The 21,834-nt window shown below is 33.1% G+C and carries 15 protein-coding genes; 12 read left to right on the forward strand and 3 right to left on the reverse strand.

Annotated elements, in window-relative coordinates:
- The first annotated feature begins 12 nt into the window (after window positions 1-12).
- The 4 genes from NNL09_RS08935 to NNL09_RS08950 all read left to right on the forward strand — a co-directional run bounded on the left by NNL09_RS08935 (window position 13) and on the right by NNL09_RS08950 (window position 8,278).
- A complete protein-coding gene (locus tag NNL09_RS08935; protein WP_196910897.1) occupies window positions 13-2,418 on the forward strand; it encodes an ABC transporter permease in 2,406 nt (801 codons plus the stop codon).
- Window positions 2,419-2,491: 73 nt separating this feature from the next.
- Entirely contained in the window at window positions 2,492-4,816 is a 2,325-nt protein-coding gene (locus NNL09_RS08940; RefSeq protein ID WP_196910896.1) for an ABC transporter permease, read from the forward strand.
- Window positions 4,817-4,847: 31 nt separating this feature from the next.
- The gene (locus NNL09_RS08945) at window positions 4,848-7,355 is read left to right on the forward strand and encodes an ABC transporter permease (protein ID WP_196910895.1); all 2,508 of its coding nucleotides are present in this window, start codon (window positions 4,848-4,850) and stop codon (window positions 7,353-7,355) included.
- A gap of 260 nt (window positions 7,356-7,615) precedes the next feature.
- Entirely contained in the window at window positions 7,616-8,278 is a 663-nt protein-coding gene (locus NNL09_RS08950; protein ID WP_196910894.1) for an ABC transporter ATP-binding protein, read from the forward strand.
- Window positions 8,279-8,385: 107 nt separating this feature from the next.
- On the opposite strand, the gene NNL09_RS08955 is transcribed toward NNL09_RS08950, so the two are convergent.
- From NNL09_RS08955 to NNL09_RS08965, 3 genes are all read right to left on the reverse strand, one after another.
- Entirely contained in the window at window positions 8,386-9,915 is a 1,530-nt protein-coding gene (locus tag NNL09_RS08955; protein WP_025665210.1) for a carboxypeptidase-like regulatory domain-containing protein, read from the reverse strand.
- Window positions 9,916-10,419: 504 nt separating this feature from the next.
- Entirely contained in the window at window positions 10,420-14,022 is a 3,603-nt protein-coding gene (locus NNL09_RS08960) for a M1 family aminopeptidase (protein ID WP_025665209.1), read from the reverse strand.
- The gene (locus tag NNL09_RS08965; RefSeq protein WP_196910893.1) at window positions 14,019-14,903 is read right to left on the reverse strand and encodes an ABC transporter ATP-binding protein; all 885 of its coding nucleotides are present in this window, start codon (window positions 14,901-14,903) and stop codon (window positions 14,019-14,021) included. The genes NNL09_RS08960 and NNL09_RS08965 overlap by 4 nt, the downstream gene beginning before the upstream one ends.
- A gap of 302 nt (window positions 14,904-15,205) precedes the next feature.
- Here NNL09_RS08965 and hemB point away from each other — a divergent pair, with 302 nt between their 5' ends.
- The 8 genes from hemB to NNL09_RS09005 all read left to right on the forward strand — a co-directional run bounded on the left by hemB (window position 15,206) and on the right by NNL09_RS09005 (window position 21,503).
- The gene (gene hemB, locus NNL09_RS08970; RefSeq protein ID WP_025665207.1) at window positions 15,206-16,180 is read left to right on the forward strand and encodes a porphobilinogen synthase; all 975 of its coding nucleotides are present in this window, start codon (window positions 15,206-15,208) and stop codon (window positions 16,178-16,180) included.
- A gap of 140 nt (window positions 16,181-16,320) precedes the next feature.
- Entirely contained in the window at window positions 16,321-16,707 is a 387-nt protein-coding gene (locus NNL09_RS08975; protein WP_025665206.1) for a TerB family tellurite resistance protein, read from the forward strand.
- Window positions 16,708-16,782: 75 nt separating this feature from the next.
- Window positions 16,783-17,184, forward strand: coding sequence for a c-type cytochrome (locus NNL09_RS08980; protein WP_196910892.1), 402 nt, complete (start codon window positions 16,783-16,785; stop codon window positions 17,182-17,184).
- Window positions 17,181-17,699: a DinB family protein gene (locus NNL09_RS08985; protein ID WP_231389207.1), complete on the forward strand. Its 519-nt coding sequence runs from the start codon at window positions 17,181-17,183 to the stop codon at window positions 17,697-17,699. The genes NNL09_RS08980 and NNL09_RS08985 overlap by 4 nt, the downstream gene beginning before the upstream one ends.
- Window positions 17,700-17,854: 155 nt before the next feature.
- Window positions 17,855-18,940 (forward strand): CNNM domain-containing protein, encoded by a 1,086-nt coding sequence (locus tag NNL09_RS08990; protein ID WP_025665203.1) that lies wholly within the window; start codon window positions 17,855-17,857, stop codon window positions 18,938-18,940.
- Window positions 18,940-19,416, forward strand: coding sequence for a methylated-DNA--[protein]-cysteine S-methyltransferase (locus NNL09_RS08995; protein WP_025665202.1), 477 nt, complete (start codon window positions 18,940-18,942; stop codon window positions 19,414-19,416). The genes NNL09_RS08990 and NNL09_RS08995 overlap by 1 nt, the downstream gene beginning before the upstream one ends.
- 217 nt (window positions 19,417-19,633) lie before the next feature.
- Window positions 19,634-20,800, forward strand: coding sequence for a serine hydrolase (locus tag NNL09_RS09000; protein WP_196910891.1), 1,167 nt, complete (start codon window positions 19,634-19,636; stop codon window positions 20,798-20,800).
- Window positions 20,790-21,503 (forward strand): 3'-5' exonuclease, encoded by a 714-nt coding sequence (locus NNL09_RS09005; protein ID WP_196910890.1) that lies wholly within the window; start codon window positions 20,790-20,792, stop codon window positions 21,501-21,503. The genes NNL09_RS09000 and NNL09_RS09005 overlap by 11 nt, the downstream gene beginning before the upstream one ends.
- Window positions 21,504-21,834: the final 331 nt, after the last annotated feature.

Here is a 21,834-nt window from a genome sequence, read left to right on the forward strand (position 1 = left end):
AAAAGTAAAATCATGATTAGAAACTATATCAAAATTACGTGGAGAAATCTAAAAAGAAACGGATGGTTTTCTTTCATAAATATTGGTGGACTAGCTTTAGGAATGACAGTCGTTATTATAATTGGTTTATGGGTATTGGATGATTTTACTTTTAATCAGTATCATAAAAATTATGATCGGATAGGACAGATTTATCATAACACGACGAATTTTGAAACTAATGAAATTAATACTGATCCTTCTGTGTTATATACATTTGGGAGTGTCTTAAAAGAAAAATACCCAGAATATTTCAAATACGTTTTAAGGTCAGATTGGGTCAAAGATCATACCCTTTCTAACGACGGAAAAATTTCTACAAAAACAGGAACATTTATTGAGAGTGGCGCTATAGAAATGTTTTCATTACAGATGATAAAGGGAACGAATGCTAGCTTGGATGAATTGAATGCCATTGTTTTGTCAGAATCTGCTGCATTAGCCATTTTTGGTCAAGAAAATCCTATAGGAAAAAGTATAAAGATTAATAATGAGATGGATGCTGTTGTTAAAGGTGTCTTTGAAGATTTACCAAAAAACACAAGATTTCGTCATGTACAATTTTTTGCAAATTGGAATTTGTTTGAAGCAAATGATAAATTATTTGAATGGGTAAAAGATGTATGGGATGGTTGGTATTTTAATATGTATGTAGAATTAAAGCCAGGTGTTGATATTGAAGAAGTAAATAAAAGCTTACAGAATTTTTATATCCAATATGGGCCGCATGATTTAGTAGATAGTTATAAAGAATCTAACCTTTATCCATTTGTATACCCAATGAATAAATGGCATTTGTATTCAGAATTTGAGCAAGGTATACCTGCAAAAGGGCGTATTACTTTTGTCTGGCTTTTTATTTATATCGCAATATTTGTCTTATTACTTGCCTGTATTAACTTTATAAGCCTTAGTACAGCTCGTTCAGATAAGAGAGCTAAAGAAGTAGGCGTACGAAAAACAATGGGATCCAAGAAAAACCAGCTTGTCTATCAATTTTTGATTGAGTCCCTTATAGTATCTTTTATTGCACTATTATTTGCGTTAATATTGATATCGGTTTCGTTACCATGGTTCAATGAGCTTTCTCAAAAAGACATGAGTATACCTTGGGGTAATGCACTGTTTTGGAGTGTCGTATTGTTTTTTACAGTGTTTACAGGTCTTTTTTCTGGAATCTACCCAGCTTTTATTCTTTCTTCTTTTAACCCTATAAAAGTAATCAAGGGAACCTTTAGAATAGGTAAGTATGCAGAAACTCCTAGAAAAGTTTTGGTAATATTCCAGTTCAGTATATCGATTATGCTTGCTGTAGGTACTTTTATTGTATTTGAACAGATCCAGTTTACCAAAGACAGGCCTATTGGGTATGATGGGAATGATCTTATATACTTAAATATGAACAATCCTGATTATTTTGGAAAATATAATTTACTTCGTGATGAGTTAAAAAATGCTGGAGTAGTTGAAGAAATCGCTCAATCTTTTTCTCCTCAGACTGCTATATATAATAGAGGCGGAGGGTTTAATTGGCCGGGCAAAGATCCAGAAATGGAAGACGAGTTTGGCCTTATGGCCATAACCCATGATTATGGAAAAACCGTAGGATGGAAGTTAATAGAAGGAAGGGATTTCTCTAGAGAAATGCCTACTGATTCGTCAGCCCTTATTGTTAATGAAGCAGCTGTAAAATATATGAAATTGAAGAAGCCCGTAGGAACCTATATTACCTATGGGAAAAGTGAACCTCTAAAAATCATAGCAGTTGCCAAAAATATGGTTATGGAATCACCTTATAAACCCACTAGTCCTGCTATTTATTACATTAGTTATAGCAATGTCAATTTTATGCATATAAAATTAAAATCTGATATTGATATAAATACTGCTATTACTGAGATTAAAAGAGTGTTTGCAAAAGTAATCCCTTCTGCAAATTTTGATTACCGTTTTGTGAATCAAGATTATAACCTCAAGTTTAGATCTGAACAACGTTTAGGAAACCTGGCTAGTGTTTTTACACTATTGGCTATTTTAATAAGTTGCCTTGGTTTATTTGGTTTAACTTCTTTTGCTGTAGAAAGACGTACTAAGCAAATAGGTATTCGCAGAGTATTAGGTGCTTCTAAATTTAATATTTGGAAAACCCTATCTAGCGGATCAATAGTACTTGTTTTACTTTCCTGTTTGATAGGAATCCCTATTATCCATCATTTCATGGAACAATGGTTGCAAAATTATAACTATAGAATGGAAATTTCATGGTGGATTTATGGTGTTGCTATTATTGGAGCATTACTATTAACCTTATTAACAGTAAGTTTTCAAATTATTAAAGCAGCATCAATTAATCCAATAAAAAGTTTAAGAACAGAATAAATAAAAAGCTACTATGTTAAGACATAACCTTATACTCTTTCTTAGAAATATCAAAAAATATAAAAGTACTTTTTTGATTAACATCATAGGATTGTCTTCAGGATTGGCTTGTGTATTTTTGATTGCACTTTGGGTGTTAGATGAGGTTCAAGTAGATAGATTTCATGAAAATGATGAGTATCTGTATCAGGTTTGGAATAAGTTTGAAAGCCAAGAAGGTCCTAGAGTTCTTAATTGGACTCCAAGTATTTTGGCAGAAACAATGGCTGATAAATTACCCGAGGTAAAATATGCAGTATCTCAAACAATACCTGCACAATTTGCTAAAGTACCACTTCATGTAAATAACAAAGTTATAAAGACTGATGGTGTATTTGCAGGCAAAGACTACTTCAATATATTTTCCTATCCTTTGATAGAAGGAGATAAAGATCAGGTACTTGAAGGGATGAATTCGATTGTGATTTCAGAATCTCTGGCGAATCAACTTTTTGGTTCACTAAATGGAGTTGTGGGAAAAGTAATCGAATGGGATGCAATGGGCATGTTAGAAAAACATCAAGTGAGCGGTGTTTTTAAAGATATCCCTGCTAATTCAACAACTCAGTTCGATTTTATATTACCCTTAGCTACATATAAAAAAGGAATTATACATAATGGCGGAAAAAATGATTGGGTTAATAATAATCCGATAACGTATATTTTATTAAATGAAGAAACAAATGTAGAAGAATTTGCTGCTAAAATAGAAAACTTCTCGAAGCTACAGGACGAAGATGTTACAGCAGACCTTATAATGACCAAATATTCATCTAATTATCTCTACGGTAATTTTGAAAATGGACAGCAAGTTTCTGGACGGATGAATTATGTATACCTGTTTTCATGTATTGCATTATTTATTTTGATCATAGCCTGTATCAATTTTATGAATCTTTCTACGGCAAATGCATCAAGGCGTTTAAAAGAAATAGGAGTTAAAAGGGCATTAGGCTCCAAAAGAACTACACTTATCACACAGTATTTTGGAGAATCAGTGATGACTGCGTTTATTTCTTTATTGTTGGCACTTTTAATAGTATTTCTTTTTATCCCACAATTTAATATAATTACAGGTAAAGTACTATCCTTAAGTTTTGACCCTTTGATTTTTGGTTTATTCTTATTGATTGCTCTTTTTACAGGAATATTGGCAGGAAGTTATCCTGCATTACACCTTTCACGTTTTAAACCAGTAGCTATTTTAAGAGGTCAATTAAAAAATTCATGGGGAGAAATTTGGGTTAGAAAAGGTTTAGTGATATTTCAATTTTCATTATCGATTATTTTAATTATAGCAGTCCTATTAGTTTCTCAACAAGTGGTTTATGTACAATCCAAAAACCTAGGAATGGATAAGGATAACGTTGTTTATTTTAAGCAAGAAGGCCATTTAAGACAAAATGCAGAGGCTTTTTTAAAAGAATTAAAAGAGGTCCCAAACGTAGTCAATGCTGCCATGACTAGTCAAAATATCATAGGAACAAATATTAATACAACCGGAGGATTAGTTTGGACAGGGAATGAAGAAGAGCGTCGATCTCGTTTTAAAGAACTTCGTATTGGTCATGATTTTATAGAGACAATGGATATGAAACTTAAAGAAGGAAGATCATTTTCTAGACAGTTTCTCGCAGACAGTGCTGCAATAGTATTTAACGAAACTGCCATAAAGATGATGGGTATCAAAAATCCAATTGGAAAAACGGTACGCTACGGATCAACACAATATAGTATTATTGGAATCTTAAATGATTTTCACTTTCAATCTTTTCGAGAAGTTGTACGTCCTATGTTTTTTAGATTAAATAATAATAGATCCAATTTAGAATTTGTAGTTCGAATTGCTGGTGGAACAGAAAAAGAAACCTTAGCTAAACTTAAAGATTCTTATGCTAAGTTTAATCCTGGATATGTATTTGAATATAATTTTTTAGATACAGATTTTCAAGCGCAATATGCAGCAGAACAACGGGTAGCTTCCTTATCAAAATATTTTGCTGGTTTAGCCATTTTAATCTCCTGTTTAGGTCTGTTTGGTTTGGCTAGGTATATGACAGAGCGAAGACGAAAAGAGATTAGTGTTAGAAAAGTATTAGGACAAAGCGCTTCCCAGATTACTATGATGTTATCTATGGAGTTTACAAAGTTAGTTTTGATAGCAATAGGTATTGCAGTCCCAGTAGCATATCTACTGGGGAGTAATTGGCTTTCAGGTTTTGCATATAGAATTCCTTTAAAAGGATGGTATTTTATAGGTGCTGGTTGTATGGCTTTATTTGTTGCCTTGCTTACTGTTGGATCACAAGCAATAGGTGCGGCAAATAAAAACCCTGTAAATGGATTAAAAGAAGAATAAGGAGAATCACAATATCAAAAAACAAAAAGTTATGTTTAAAAATTATATCAAAATAGCATGGAGAAATGCTCTTCGACAAAAACAATTTACTATTCTCAATATACTTGGGCTTAGTATTGGGATAGGAACATGCTTTATTATTGGATTATATATCCATAGTGAAATGACTTATGATACTTTTCATGACAAGGCAGATCGTATTTATAGAGTTAATCAGCCTAATATTTGGGACGATTGGAATGAAATAGCCTCTAATACAGGACCTAATGTAGCTATTGCATTACGAGAAGATGCCCCAGAGTTTGAAGAAGTAACAAGACTTTTAAGGACCGGTACACAGATTGTAAAATCTAATTATAACGAAGAGGCAAGTTTATATAGCGAAGAGCAATATTTTGCTGTCGAAGAAAACTTTTTTGATGTGTTTTCTTTTAAATTTTTACAAGGCGATTCTAATACAGCACTTAGTGAACCTATGAGTATGGTGATGACAAAAAAAACGGCAGAACGTTATTTTGGTACAGAAAACCCAATAGGAAAAACAGTAGAAGTAAAAGATTATGATAACTCATGGAAAACCTATACAGTAAAAGGAGTACTTGCCGATGTTCCTTATAAATCACATATTCAATTTGATATGTTGGTTTCCTTAAAAAGTTATTCTGAAATGATGCAAAGAAACGGTTGGAAATGGATTTGGACAGCATTTTCGACCTATGGATTAGTGAAAGAAGGAACCGATATAGCAGCATTTACCAAAAAAATTCAGGCTATTCCCCCAAAATGGGCGCCACCTACAACAGAACGTATTTTTAATCAAACATTTAAAGAATTTACAGCAGGACATGATTGGACACTATACCTGCAACCTCTTAGAGAAATATACTTATCTGAAGCTCCTGCCATTCACTCCTTTGGACCAACTGGAAATCCAATGTTTGTTAAAATATTCGGAGCAATAGGTGTACTGGTACTTATATTATCCAGTATCAATTTCATGAACCTCTCTACCGCAAGATCATCAAAGAGAGCAAAAGAAATAGGAGTGAGGAAAGTTTTGGGATCCAAACGAAAAGCATTAATCAAACAGTTCGTTATAGAATCTACACTCTTTGTTTTGATAGGGACTGTTTTTGCCTTGATATTCGTACAACTTTCTTTGGGCATATTTAGTACAATTGCAGATGTAAAGCTCGAACTGATTCCATATTTAGGAAACCCAATATTTCTAGCAATTGTGCTATTGTTTGTATTAGGATTAGGTTTAATTTCTGGAAGCTACCCTGCGTTTTACCTTTCAATGTTTCAACCTATAGAAACCCTTAAGGGAAAAATAAGCACAAAATTTAAAGGAAAAGGAATTAGAAATGGATTAGTTGTCTTTCAGTTTACTATTTCTATTGCTCTGGTAATTTGTACCTTATTTGTACAAAAGCAATTGGTATATACTTCTTCGTTAGATCTAGGATTCGAAAAAGATAATATTCTACAAATTCATAATATCGAGCAAATCGGTTTTGATACTGAAGCACTTAAGACAAAACTTTCGTCAAATCCTGCTTTCTCAAAAGTTGGAAAATCATTTGGGCTACCACCAAATATATGGTCTGGAGATCGATACAAAACACTGGGTGCTAATGACCAGGTGGTTCAACTTAGAAATGTAAGAACAGAAGAAGATTATCTTGATGTATTGGGAGTAGAATTTGTTGCCGGAAGAAATTTTGATTCGTCAAGACCCAATGATAAATATAAAGTGATATTAAATGAAAAAGCAGTTAAAACCCTGGGGTGGGGTAATCAAGAATCTTATAATGCAGATTCTCCTATAGGAAAAATACTGGCTTTAGCCTCTGGAAGTGAAGATGAATTTGAAGTGATGGGCGTAGTTAAAGATTTTAATATTAATAGCGTACAACAAGAAATAGCACCATTGGTCATCATTCATCATCAAAATGATAAGGTTTGGGATTATGGTGCAGGTTTATCTTATTATTCGATGAAACTTAATCCTGCAGTGGTTAAAAACCCTGGTGAACTTCAAACATTGATTGATAGAGTTAAAAATGATATTGCACAAATAGATCCTTCGGTTCCGTTTGAATATAGTTTTATGGATCAGGATTTTGAAAACACTTTTGTGTCAGAACAAAGAATGGGAGTAATACTTAGTATATTTACCATTATGGCTTTGCTTATAGCATGTCTTGGGTTGTTTGGCCTGGCTGCTTTTACGGCAGAGCAACGTATCAAAGAATTAAGTATTAGAAAAGTACTGGGTGCCAAGGTATCAGAATTAGCTTTTTTGTTCTCTTCAGAATTTACAAAACTGGTTCTTATTTCTATTATTCTTGCTTCACCTATCGCATACTTTTTGGTAGATGAGTGGCTTAAAGATTTTGCGTATAGAACCCCAATAGATAGTTGGGTGTTTATAGTAGCAGCGATAAGCGCATTTGTAATTACATTAGTAACAGTAAGTTTTCAAACCATTAAAGCAGCATCAACAAATCCTGTAAAAAATTTAAGGGCAGAATAAAATTATTTCAAACCTCACAGGTCTTTGAGACCTGTGAGGTCTGGAGCAAGGACTATTTTAAAAATTAAAAATTAAAACTATTTCAAACCTGGGTATCTAAAAAGAACAATAAAACATGATAGACAGCGCAAAGTATTCTAACGCCTGATTCTTAAAAAACACAGATTACTTTGTACTTTGTAGAAACGAAAAGCAGGACTTTTTAGATATCCTATTTTAAATCCAGATTAAAATATCATAAACAACTAAAAAAATAAAACATGTTATTACAACTAAAAAATATATCAAAGTGGGTACACTCAGGAGGACAAAAGGTGTTCTTACTAAAAGACATTAATTTTTGGGTGAACGAAGGAGATTTTATCTCAATTATGGGGCCTTCTGGTTCAGGAAAATCTACTTTGCTCAATATCATCGGGATGCTTGATGATTTTAATGAAGGAGAATATACATTTCTGGAAGAAAAAGTACATTCACTTAAAGAAAAACACCGCGCGAATCTATATAAGCAATATATAGGATTTGTATTTCAGGCCTATCATCTGATCGATGAATTAACGGTAAAAGAAAACCTTGAGATGCCATTATTATATAAAAAACACAGTGCTTCAGAAAGAAAATCTTTGGTGGCAGATATGTTGGATCGCTTTAATATTGTGGGAAAGAAAGATCTTTTTCCATCTCAGTTAAGTGGAGGACAACAACAATTGGTAGGTGTTGCCAGAGCACTTATTGCTAGTCCAAAACTAATCCTTGCCGATGAACCTACCGGGAATCTTAATTCTAAGCAAGGAGAAGAAATCATGGAAATTTTTACGCAATTAAATAAAGATGGGGTGACGATTATACAGGTAACTCACTCAGAAAAAAATATGGCATATGGTTCTCGAGTCATCAATTTATTAGATGGTAAAATTGAGTAAATATTTTATTTTGATCAGACTTCACAGATCTCTAAGACCTGTGAGGTTTGTAATTTTAACGGGGTAAGTCTAAAGGGCTAGAATGACATACAATATTATATGATATATTATTCTTGTCCTGCTTCTGTATCGGCATCAGGAGCAACTGTAAATTGTTTTATAGCAGAATTTGGTTCTATGATGTTGTATCCTTTCCAGAATTCTGGATTGTACCTGGATAGGTATTGTGGTTTAATACCCTTGTTTTCGGTGCTGGCCTTGTAATCAGCTTCGGATAATGGGCTAGAGTCAAAAACAACAATCTCGAACTTACTTACATTTGCCATGATCACATCGAGTGCTAGAGACAGCTCATTTTGTTTACGTCTTCCTTTTACATGTTTATTTTTCTCGATCACTTTTAGAGGACGGTCAAAACCAAAACGATTTCCTCTACGCATTTCAAGATATTTCAGGTCGTATTTGTTGTTTTGTCCTTTAGAAAAAATCACTTTATTACGATATAAATTATCCTGAAACATAACTCCCAGAAGTTTAAAACTTTTAAGATTTTTTACATTTTCATAATCGGCTCTAACAATAGCAAAATCTTCAGTGTTAACATATAATGTACCTTTAAAATCTGCTCTCCATTTTGGTGAAAAATTAATAATATATACACTATTATCATCCATATAGGTGTAATCGATAAGTTCAAAATTATATCTGCCTGATTTGTTTAAAAAATTAGACATCACATCTTCGTTAAAGAAAAGGCTCGACATCAAACTTTCTAATCCAGATTTTCGATGTGTTAAAAATTCACTCTTGTCGTCTTTTTTCTTTTGATTATCTATTTCATCTTTAACAACCGACGCTTCTTCGGTATTTTCTAGCAAAGAATCTACCTGTACCTTGGTGCCAAACAGACCAGATTTTATTTTAAGGTAAGAATTGGGTTTTACATTTTTCTTAAATATAGTTTCCATACGTTCGGCTACAGCTTCCATAGACACTCTATTATTTTTATCATAGAGTTCTGCGGCCTTTATAATATGAAGTTTCCTCTTATCGAAATTGCCATACAGATCGCATAAAATTTCGGTGTAATATTCTGCTCTTTTGGGAAGAATAGAGGTTACACTATCGATCAATTTTTTATTAAGCTCTTTGATCGTAGATTTTTTAAATTTGACATCGAACTTTTTTACGGTATTAAACTCGGATTCTCTAAAAAACAATCGTCTTTTAGATAACCCAAAATTATAATTTTGATCTACTCGTTCTTTAACATTATCAATAATTTCGTCTACGGTTAGATTTTTATTTGAAATAAAAACACCTTTTAACTCTATTGCTTTAGGTTGAATATAAATGATACTATCGGTTACATTCTTTACCGATACACCTACTTTTTCATACCCCATAGAGGAAATATAAATAGAGTCAATTTTGGCAAGATCACCATTTAGATTTAGGCTAAATCTTCCTTCTTCGTTAGTGATCACTCCTTGATTTTCTGATAGTTGTATGGTGGCATAGGGGATGGGCTCGTTAGTTTTTTTGTCCACTACCTTAGAAGTAATGGTTTGAGCGGTTACCATAGTACCTATGGATAAGAATAAAAGTAAAGCTGCTACTACCTGATTATAGTTCATAATTTGATATTTAGATCAATAAAGTTCCTATATATAAGACGCTATGTTGGTGTATAAAGTTGCCTGATACATCCAACAAAAGGAAGACTGAAACAAGAACCATTTGTTACAAAGGAATTTACAAATTAAAAAAATCACAATCAAGATACTAGTATCTTGATTGTGATTTTTTTAAGTATTGAAATATACTCTTAAGTGGAGATATTTGTTGCATTGCCCTAAAAGCCTGTATAGTAAGGGTTATATTAATCATCTTTAGATCCTGAATACTATATTTCTTAAAAAAATGATAAGCTTAATTTGCATAATTTACGGTTTTACCGTAAATTTATGATGTCAAAATTGTAAAGTCAAAGGGAGGACTTGGAGTAAACACAAAAATGATGCAGTATTTACTGCATCATTTTTTTTATTTAAAAATATAGCAAGAGGTGCCTCAAATAAAAAATCACGATCAAGACAGCGCTTCCAGATCGTGATTTTAAATGAGCAGATAGATAAAGATTACTCTTCTTCTATCGGCCTTAAGTTATCTCCAGAATTTCTGTCGATTAATTTATTATAAGGGTCAATACCTGCTTTTACCGGTTTTTTATCGGTAACAATAGTAAACGTATTTTCGCCGGGTCGCAACCATTTTCTTTCTAAATAATACGGGGTTTTAAGAGGTATTTCCTGTTCGTCAATACTATCTTCGCCAAATAATCCAACCTCGATATAATTAGTGGTGTCATCGGTACGTTCTTCTTTGCCCGTATCATCATAATAGATTTTTTTTGAATCTACTGTAAAAGTGGTTTCATACGTGCCGTTATCCAGTGCTTTGGTCTTAGCGCTAGTAACACGATTTTCATAAAGTACTATTTTTGTAAACCCATCTTCTACAGCGTATTTTAAAGAATCTGGAGCTATTTTATAAATGGCATCATATAGATTTTCTGAAGTAGGATAAACTCCTTTTTTATATTCTCTATACTCATTAAGAAAACCTTTAAGAGCTTCATTCACGTTGTCTTCACCAAGAAGATCCTGAAGCTCGTACATCACCATAGATCCTTTTTCATACCAGATATGTGGCCCCGTTTCTACATTTATTAGAGATCGTTCTGGTTTAAAACTAAAAGCTCTACTTTGTAAATACCGATCTAAAGAATATTTAAGAAAGTTTTTGATTCCGTTTTCACCATATTCATGTTTCATAGTCATAAGCGAGGAATATTCTGCCAAAGTCTCAGAAATAATATTGGCACCAGATGTTTTACTGGGAGTAACGAGGTGACCCCACCATTGGTGTGCTACCTCGTGAGTGGTAACTCTAAATGCATAGTTAAAATCTTCGGCCTTATCAAAATTAGCAGCAAACCCAAAATCTTCAGAATAAGGAATAGTAGTTACAAAAGATTGTGCAAAAGTCGAATGCGCAGGAAATTCTACTATTCTGATCACCGAGTTGGGATATTCATAAAAATTAGTTGAGCAGTAGTCTAAAGCTACCTTAACCCCTTTGATAAAATGCTCCAGATTGCGTTTGTGTTTTGGAGAGTGGTAAATCTCGATATTTACTTTTTTTCCACTTGGTGCAGTCCAACTGGATTTTTCTACATCATATCTCGCAGATACTACATTAAAAAACAGATCGGTCTTTGACTCTAAAGCATAATGATAATAGGCTCTGTTGTTTTCCTGCCATTGTCTTACCAATTTACCAGGAGCGAGAGCAGTCTGATTTGCAGACGTACTAAGTATCGCCTCAAAATTAATGTAATTGGCATCTTCATTAAACAGATTTTTCTTTAATGCCAGACTGTCCGTTCGAGGAGGGTATAGATAATCGAGTTTTTTTAACCCATGTTTTACACGCACTCCATTTTCGACCAGGTTTCGTTCGTAATGAAACCTGGGGAATATAATATTATTAAGAAAAGACCCATTATACAATACTTCGGATTCTAAATGATTGGAGAAGCCTTTGGTTTCTGAAAACACTTCTATGGTAAGATCAGCTTTCTCATTAGGCTGCATTGCTTTAGGAAGCTTATAAAAGTACATTCTGTATACAGAATCTGTAACTACTGGTGTAAGGGGACTACCATTATAAATCACTTTTTGTAAATTGGTATGTGCACCAGGGTATTGTACTTCGAGTAATAAGGTGTCTATAGGAGTATCATAATTGTTTATGATTTTAAAGTCTCCTTTTGCTTTTATATTACGTTTTTCTGGAAAAATATCGATATATGCTTTTAGATCGGTTACTTGTGGATGAGCCTGACCAATATATTTTGCATATTTTTTTTCTGCATCGGCATCTATTTTTTCAGAATGGTTCCCGTCGACCATCGTATTAAGTATTTTAAGATTATAATAGCTGTAGCCGGCAACAGATATAAAGGCTAATACGATAACTGTAAATACTCCTATGGTTTTGGGAGTGAATCTTTGTTTTGCCAATGATAACCGTTCTTTGGCAGTAGCAAAAAAACCACGGGTCCAAAATACTTTTCCTATGATCATTAAAATAGCAGTACATAAGATCCAGTAGGTATTTAACCAGGTTATTCCTGTAAGATAATGACCAAAACCATTAAGATCGCTTAAAAAAACAGGTGTAGTGCCAGTAAACATATACATTGGATTCGTACTTTTAAAAGCAAGTGCCACCAGAAGTGGTAATCCAAAATAAATTAAGATAACGATAAAATGCCCCAGAAACTTATTATTCACTAGTACATGAACAAAGAAAGAGAGTAGTATAGTCATTAAAAAACCAGGAAATACCAGAGCAAAATTATAGATAAAATACATGCCCAGGTCATATTGAAAATATCCATTAAAGGTTTGGAACAAAATACCAATGATAATGTTTGCAATGGTAAGAACAAGAGCTATCCCAATAAGCGATATTATTTTTGAAAAATATAAACTAGAATCACTAATAGGTAAGGCATCATAAAAAACAAAGGTTTTATTTTTTCTTGTCCTGTGCACAGCTTCACCAGAATAGATCACTAATATTATAATAGAAAAGAAAGAAATAACTCCATTAATATAAGTTACCACATATCGGGTTAATGGTAAATTAGGAGTGCCATATTTTTCATTAAGATTATAAATACTGAATATAGAAAAGATAATTCCTATAATGAGCAGTATGATAAAAATTGGGCTTTTAAAAATAGATAGAAATTCAATTTTACTAAGAGAAAAAAGATTATTCCATTCTGTTTTTTTAGTAAAAGTTTGTTTTACCGAAGCAATTAATGAAGGTGTATACTCACTGTTCTCTGTTTTACTACTTTTTTTACCAGAAAGTAAAAATTTCTTATAGTCAAATCTAAAAAGGGTAATAAGAAAGAATAGTAAGCCTATGGCTAACCAGAACATTCTATTTAATAAAAAGCTACCATATATTGGTAGTTGGTTTGTATTCAGTTCATTAATTGACCAGTATTTCTTAACAAAAGTAAAAGCTCTGTTTCCAAAAGGATCTAGATAAGGAGTTAACCATTGGTTGTCGAGACTGGATACAAAATCTCCCGAAATACTATATAACAAAAACAAGCAAATTCCGCCTAGATAGATAATAGGCATTTTCTTAAAAAAGGCCATTAAGCAAAAAAACAAAGAGCCAATTACTAATGCATTGATCTGTAATAAGAATATGAAAGGTAAAAGATATGACGACAGGTTAAAATCGGTATAATTTCCGTAATCGGCACGTGCCAGATACTCACCGAAGCCAAACCCTATCATAGTGCCTAATACAATAGATAGATTGAGTAAAGTAACCATAGCATAGCTGCCTAAAAACCGACCTAATACATATGATTTTTGAGTAATCGGAAACGTAAAATACGTTTGTGCTGTTTTGTGATCTTTATCTCTAAAAATGGGAACCCCCATAATCGCAGCATAAAAGAAAATACAGATAACCGATATAGGCCCAATGATTTCTGCTATCGTATTGGGACTATTGACAAATTGAGCAGTTACCGATTTTTCGAAAACAGACATTAAAACAGCTATCGTAAATCCCAGAGCAACATATATCCAGGTGGCAGGTCGTTTTAAACGATACTTTAATTCGAATAAGAATATTTCTATCATATCATTGCCTCCTGTTCTTTTCTGTTAATACAGTAGAAATAGAAATCTTCTAAGTCATTATTTACCGCTTCAAATCCTTCTCCCGGATTAGCATCACTATATACGTTTACATAAAATTGCCCGCCTCTTAGGTAATTCGATAGCACAGTAAATTCGTTTTCAAAAACTTCTAATTCAGATTTGTCGATATGTTTTCTATATACTTTTCCATTTAGAGTGTCAGACAATGTTTGAGGATTACCTTGTACCAGGATTTTACCTTCATTAAATACAGCCATGTTTTGACATAGATTGGTGACATCGTCTACAATATGCGTACTTAAAATAACAACAGCATTCTCACCTAACTCACTTAATAGGTTATGAAAACGGTTACGTTCCAGGGGATCCAGTCCCGCTGTAGGTTCATCAACAATAATTAGTTTAGGATTCCCTAAAAGGGCTTGAGCTATACCAAAACGCTGTCTCATTCCTCCCGAAAAATCACCCAAATTGCGATTTCTAAACTTATATAGATTTACTTTGTTTAATAAATCTGCAACATAACCTTTACGTTCCTGGCTATTGGTAATACCTTTTACTTTTGCGATATGATTAAGCATCATTTCTGCAGAAACCTTTGGGTATACTCCAAAATCCTGAGGTAGATATCCTAATACTTTTCTTAATTCCCCCGGTTGTTTAAAAACATCAATTCCATCAAAATCAATCGTTCCCGAATCTGCTAGTTGTAATGTTGCAATGGTCCTCATCAATGTTGATTTTCCTGCGCCATTGGGACCTAATAGGCCAAACATTCCCTTCGCCAAAGTGAGATTAACATCATTTAATGCTTGTGTCCCATTGGGATACGTTTTATTAAGATTCTTTATGGTAAGCATATTTACAAATTTGCCAGTTAAATTATTAAACTCTTTCTGTCCTGTTCTATTTATTGCAAATTTATCACTTTGCTACTTAATTATTTTATAGCCTCTTTATTAGGGTGTTATGGTTATTCTGCTTAATAACAAAGAAAAAAAGCCAGGATGAATTCATTTCAATATTAGTAATCTTTGTTAAGATTTTGTTACATGATTTGATATATTTTTAAGTAAAATTACCTTTAGGTACCTAATTATTAATGATCGGTTAGTAATAGATATATGAGTATCTTTACGAGATTAAATTTTTACAATTAAGAATGCAACAAATTCGAAGAAACAGAAGACTAAGAACAAATGATGCTATTCGTTCTTTGGTAAGAGAAAACATAATAACTCCCCATGATTTTTTGGTTCCCCTTTTTATTGTGGAAGGAAAAGGTGTAAAAGAAGAAATATCTTCTATGCCTGATTACTATAGATATAGTTTAGATTTACTAGGTAACGAAGTTAAAGAGCTATGGTCGTTGGGATTAAAATCGGTACTACTTTTTGTAAAAGTACCCGATCATCTTAAAGATAATAAAGGTACAGAAGCATTAAATTCTGATGGATTGATGCAACGCGCAATAAAAACTGTTAAAGAAGCTGTTCCCGAAATGTTAGTGATGACCGATGTAGCGTTAGATCCGTATTCATCATATGGCCATGATGGTATTGTAGAAGATGGCCAGATTATTAATGATGAAACCTGTAAAATTCTGGCAGAAATGTCATTATCACATGCGCAGGCAGGGGCTGATTTTGTAGCGCCTAGTGATATGATGGATGGTCGAATTTTAAGTATGCGGGAACTGCTCGAAAAAGAAAACTATAAAAATACTGGTATCATGAGCTATAGTGCCAAGTATGCTTCTGCTTTTTATGGGCCCTTTAGAGATGCTTTGGATTCTGCTCCAGGATTTGGAGATAAAAAAACATACCAGATGGACTTTGCTAATCGTGATGAAGCAATTAAAGAAACGCTCATAGATATCGAAGAAGGAGCAGATATAGTAATGGTAAAACCTGGATTGTGTTATCTTGATATCGTAAGAGATATTAGAGATGCGGTAGATGTGCCTGTTGCCGTATACCAGGTAAGTGGTGAGTATGCGATGATAAAAGCAGCTGCAGAAAAAGGATGGTTAGATCATGATGCTGTAATGTTAGAGCAAATAATGGCTTTTAAAAGAGCAGGAGCACAAATTATTGCAAGCTATTTTGCTAAAGATGTGGTTAAGCTTTTGAGTTAATTTTGTAACCTGACTAAGATCTGCAATGATAAAAAGACAATAATTAAATTGATATAAGTATCTTTTAATTAAGAAAGTTTATGTATTAGTGACGCTAAAAATCTTAGTTTAACAATAGAATTTAATAAAATCATAAGTTTATGGTCAGCAGAGATAGGATATATCAGACATTTGGAGAGTTACTATATGTAATTGCAATGAGTGATGGGGTGATACAAAAAAAAGAGGTCGAAACACTTGAAGATATTTTAAAAGGACATCCCAAAGCAAAAGAAATCAAGTGGTCTTTTGATTATGAAAACGAAAATCAAAATGATGTCGAAACCTTATATAAAAAGATTATCGAAGTGTTTTCTGATAACGGTCCTGATCAAGAATATGAATTTATGATGTATGCATTAGCCAAAATTGCAGATGCTAGTGAAGGGATGAATCCTAAGGAAGAAAAAATGATTACCAATTTCTCTAGGGATTTGCTAGAACGTTTTAAAAAAGATATCGAAAAAATCAAAGAAAAATATAAATAGTCTCTGGTTAGAAAGAAACTAATCTAATAATGATATATTTCCAATTAGAGACTAATAATACTATTCATTATTTATATGCAAAAAATAGTTTTATTCCTTATGGCAACAGTTTTGTTGTGTGCAAGCTGCCAATCTGAAAAAAAGGAAAACTCTAACATTAATATAGGAACCAAGAAAGAAAAACTCTCTCCATATGATTTAGGGAAAAAGATATTTAACGGTAAAGGAAAATGTTATACTTGCCATAAAATTGATAAAAAATCTATCGGCCCTGGAGTTATTGAGATTATGAAGGTTTACAAAGATCAAAATAAAGACCTGATTTCATTTTTGAAACAAGAAGCAGATCCTATTGTAGATCCAGAAACCTTTACTGTAATGAAAACCAATTTTGCGATTATCAAAACATTTACAGAAGAAGAGCTTAAAGCTGTAGAAGTGTATATGACCGAAGTAAAGACCAGTAAAGCAGAATGATATACAGACTCTTAGTACTTATTTTTTTGATTTCGGGTACAATTATGGCGCAGCAAGACACCCCAAAAAATGCTTTTCTCGAGAAATGGAAAAACTCTAAAGATTATCTTTTAAAAATTGCAGAGCAGATGCCAGAAGATAAATTTGGATTTAAACCTACAGAACGAGAAATGAGTTTTAAGGAACAATTATTTCACATTCGTGGAAATATGCTCTGGTTAGGAACGACATATTTTTCTTCAAAAGAATTTGATCGAGAAAAACTAAAAGAAAACCTTCCCGAAACCAAAACCGAAATCATCACTTTGCTTACTAAAGCATTTGATAAAGTAGATACGTATATTAAGGAAACCGATGAAGAGGACTTGAAGTTTGAGGTTGATTTTTTTGCAGGGCGAAAATCAAAACTTCAAATTCTTAATTTATTACAAGACCATGTTACCCATCACCGTGGGCAACTTATTGTTTACCTCAATTTAAACAATATTGAACCACCTCGATATGTAGGGTGGTAATTATTTAACACTATGATCTACATCAAAATCCATATTGCATAAGTGTCTTTTTAGATTACTGTTAATATTTCGGTGTATAAAGCAATATTTATGTAGTAGTTTTAATTAAAAAAAACATTTCAAATTCCGTACTTTAGTACCATACTTAAAATACAATGACTCTATTAATTATTTACGCCGTACTTTCTATTTTCTTTTCGTTTTTATGTTCGATACTAGAAGCAGTTTTGCTTAGTGTGACTCCAACTTTTATCAATGTCAAGAAAAAAGAGGGCAAAGCATATGCAACCACATTAGAAAACTTAAAAAAAGATGTAGACCAACCTCTGATTGCAATCCTTACATTAAATACAATTGCTCACACTGTAGGTGCAATTCTGGTGGGTGTGCAAGCAGAGCAATTACCGTATAAACTTGAAATCCTTGGTGTTAATATGGTGGGTATTGTATCTACAATTATGACGCTGTTAATTCTCGTATTGTCAGAAATTATTCCCAAAACAATTGGAGCAACCTTTTGGAAACAATTGGCAAATTTTACATCCAAAGCACTTGTGATTTTAATAGCACCTTTAAAATATACAGGTATCCTATGGATATTACGCCTTACAACCAAATTGATAGGAGGCAAAGGTCATCATGGATCTGTGTTGAGTAGAGAGGATTTTTCTGCGATGGCAGATATTGCTCATGAGGAGGGCGTTTTTGAAGAGTCTGAATCTAAGGTGATTAAAAACTTATTATCTTTCAAAGAAGTTTTTACTAAAGACGTGATGACTCCCAGAACAGTAATGAAAATCGCTTCAGAAGATACAACACTTGAAGAGTTTTTTAATGAAAATCAAAATCTTCGTTTTTCTAGAATACCTGTCTATAAAGAGAATGCAGACAATATAACCGGTCAGGTATTAAAGGATGATATTTTTAAAGAAATGGCAAATCAGAATGGGCATAAAAAGATTGGAGAAATAAAAAGGCCTATACTTTTTACGACAAGAAATTTGCCAATACCTGATTTGTTTAATGAACTGATTCAAACCAAAAACCATTTAGCTTTGGTAGTTGATGAGTATGGTTCTATAAGTGGACTGGTAACTATGGAAGATGTTATAGAGACATTATTAGGTCTGGAGATAGTAGATGAAAGTGATACCGAAACTGATATGCAAATTCTAGCTCGAAAAAATTGGGAAAATCGCGCAAGGCGACTTGGGATTTTGGATGACAAAAAAGAAGAATAATGGATGAGGTATATGTAGAAACCCCTTTAGGGATCGCCACTATATCAGGAGATGAAGATGGTATTGCAAGCGTTTCTGTTACTAAAGAGGCTACTAATACTCCTTCAAAAACTATTCCTTTACATTTACAAAATGCAGTCTTACAACTCAAAGAATATTTTGATGGTCAGCGTACCGATTTTGAGCTTACTTTGAACCCGTCAGGAACTGATTTTCAGAAAAAAGTTTGGGCCGAATTACTCAAAATTCCTTTTGGAAAAACCGTATCCTATCTTGATATTGCCAAGAAGCTTGGAGATCCAAAAACAATACGAGCTGCAGCAAGTGCCAACGGTAAAAACCCATTGTGGATCATTGTACCTTGCCATCGGGTTATTGGTAGCGATGGATCACTTACCGGATATGCAGGCGGATTATGGCGAAAAAAATGGTTGCTCGATCATGAAAACCCAGTAAAACAACAATCATTATTTTAATTTCATAAAAATTGCTTAGTTATCTATTTTAAAATTTCCAGTTTCAAAAAATGAAACTGAGATATCTTATTATTGTTTTTTTATCATAATAGTGATGATAAGTATAGGAGTTATCAAATTTTAAAACCCTTTATTTATCTGTAATTAATTTTCATACATTAGCTAAACAAGTTATTTGTTTGTAATACTATTATATTAACTCAAAACTTACATAGAAATGGTAAAACGGATACTCAAATTTTTCTTTAAAAGTTTACTTATTATTATTGTACTCTGTGTAGCACTACTGTATATTTTTGATTATGATTATATCCTAAAAGGAGTTAGAGTGGTTTATATGACGGGCCATACCACTGCATATATCGATGATTATTCGTATTTTGATAATCGTACAATAGAAAAAGGAAATGCCACCCTTGCCTGGGCTACTCATCCAGAATATAATAAAACGCAAAGCACAGATAGGCTTAATGCTATTAATAAAGAACTAGGTACTGTTGCCTTTATGATTATTAAGAATGATAGTATTTGGTACGAAAACTATGCTGAAGGATTTGGGATCGATTCTAAAACCAATTCTTTTTCTATGGCAAAAAGTATGGTAACTGGTATGCTGGGAAAAGCAATTATGGATGGTTATATTAAAAACCTTGATCAGCCAGTTGGAGATTTTCTTCCTGAGTTTTCGCAAGGTCTTGCGGCAAAAACTACTGTAGGAGACCTTTCTTCTATGTCTTCTGGTTTAAACTGGACCGAACATTATACCAGTCCGTTTTCTATTACAGCCAGGGCTTATTATGATCCCAATATCAGAGATGTAATGTTAGGACTTGATGTTGTCGAGGAGCCAGGGCAAAGGTTTGAATACTTAAGCGGAAATACTCAATTATTAGGGATGGTTATTGAAAAAGCTACCGGTAAAAAGTTAGCAACCTATTTAAGTGATAGTTTTTGGAAACCTTTGGGGATGGAACATGAAGCCATATGGCAATTGGATAGTGAAGATAGTGGTATGGAAAAAGCATATTGTTGTATCGCAAGTAATGCCAGGGACTTTGCTCGTTTTGGAATGTTGTTTAAAAACAAAGGAATGTTTGCAGGCGAACAAATACTACCCGCAGAGTTTACAGAATTAGCAACAAAACCAAGATTTGAAGATGGGCAAATGTATGGATATGGCTTTTGGTTGTCGGATCATCTGGATAAGAAAATTTTTGCTATGCGAGGTATTTTAGGGCAATATGTAATTTGTATCCCAGAGGATAATATTATGATTGTACGATTAGGGCATAATCGCGGTCAGTTTGTACCCGGAGAATCATTTACAGAGGATTTCTTTGTCTTCATTGAAGAAGCTTATAAAATGCTTAAAAATGCTTCATAAACTTAATCTAGAACATATCTTGTTTCTGGATATAGAAACTGTTCCCGAACATGAACATTTTGAAAACCTTAGTGAAGAAACAAAATATCTGTGGGCCGATAAAACCAAATATCAACGTAAAGAAGAATTCTCTCCCGAAGAGTTTTATGAAAGAGCAGGAATATGGGCCGAATTTGGTAAAATAGTATGTATATCTGTTGGATATTTTACATTCAAAGGTGAAACGAGATCCTTTAGGACCAAATCCTTTTATGGAGAAGAAAAACAGTTACTGGTAGATTTTAAAAACTTAATCGAAACCCATTTTGGAAGACCACATCATTTGCTTTGTGCCCATAATGGAAAAGAGTTTGATTTTCCTTATATCGCCCGTAGAATGATTATTCATAATATAGGATTGCCTCATAAATTGAATTTATTTGGTAAAAAACCCTGGGAAGTACCTCATTTAGATACTTTGGATTTATGGAAATTTGGAGACTATAAACACTATACGTCTCTAAAACTACTTACCAATATTTTAGGCATTCCATCGCCAAAAGATGATATTGATGGAAGCCAGGTACGACAAGTTTTTTATGAAGAACAGGATATTGATCGTATCATCATTTATTGTGAGAAAGATACAATTGCTGTTGCCCAGATCTTACTTCGGTTGCGACAAGAAGAATTATTAGATGAAGATGAGGTTATATCTGTATGATTTCGACAAAAACTTAGCCTTTTGATCAATTTGTTTTCTGATATGGAAAAGAAAGGAAACGAGTCCTTTCTTGTTCCATAATACTACTAATTTTGACGAAACGTTTACAAAGTCGAGCCGAACAGGAGTAACAACTCATTTATTTTAATCAGGGTTTGAATTTTTAATCTTTCTGAAGCCTACAGAATCACTTTTAAAACATAAAAAAGCAACATATCTTTTATGTTATTGTTCTCTCTAATTATGACGTGGTGAAAAGAGTGTTTACGAAGTATATATCTAAGATACAGATTCTATTAATATGTGCAAACCTTTTTTGAGATAAAATTTT

The organism is Aquimarina sp. EL_43, from assembly GCF_943422735.1.
Classification (GTDB): domain Bacteria; phylum Bacteroidota; class Bacteroidia; order Flavobacteriales; family Flavobacteriaceae; genus Aquimarina; species Aquimarina megaterium.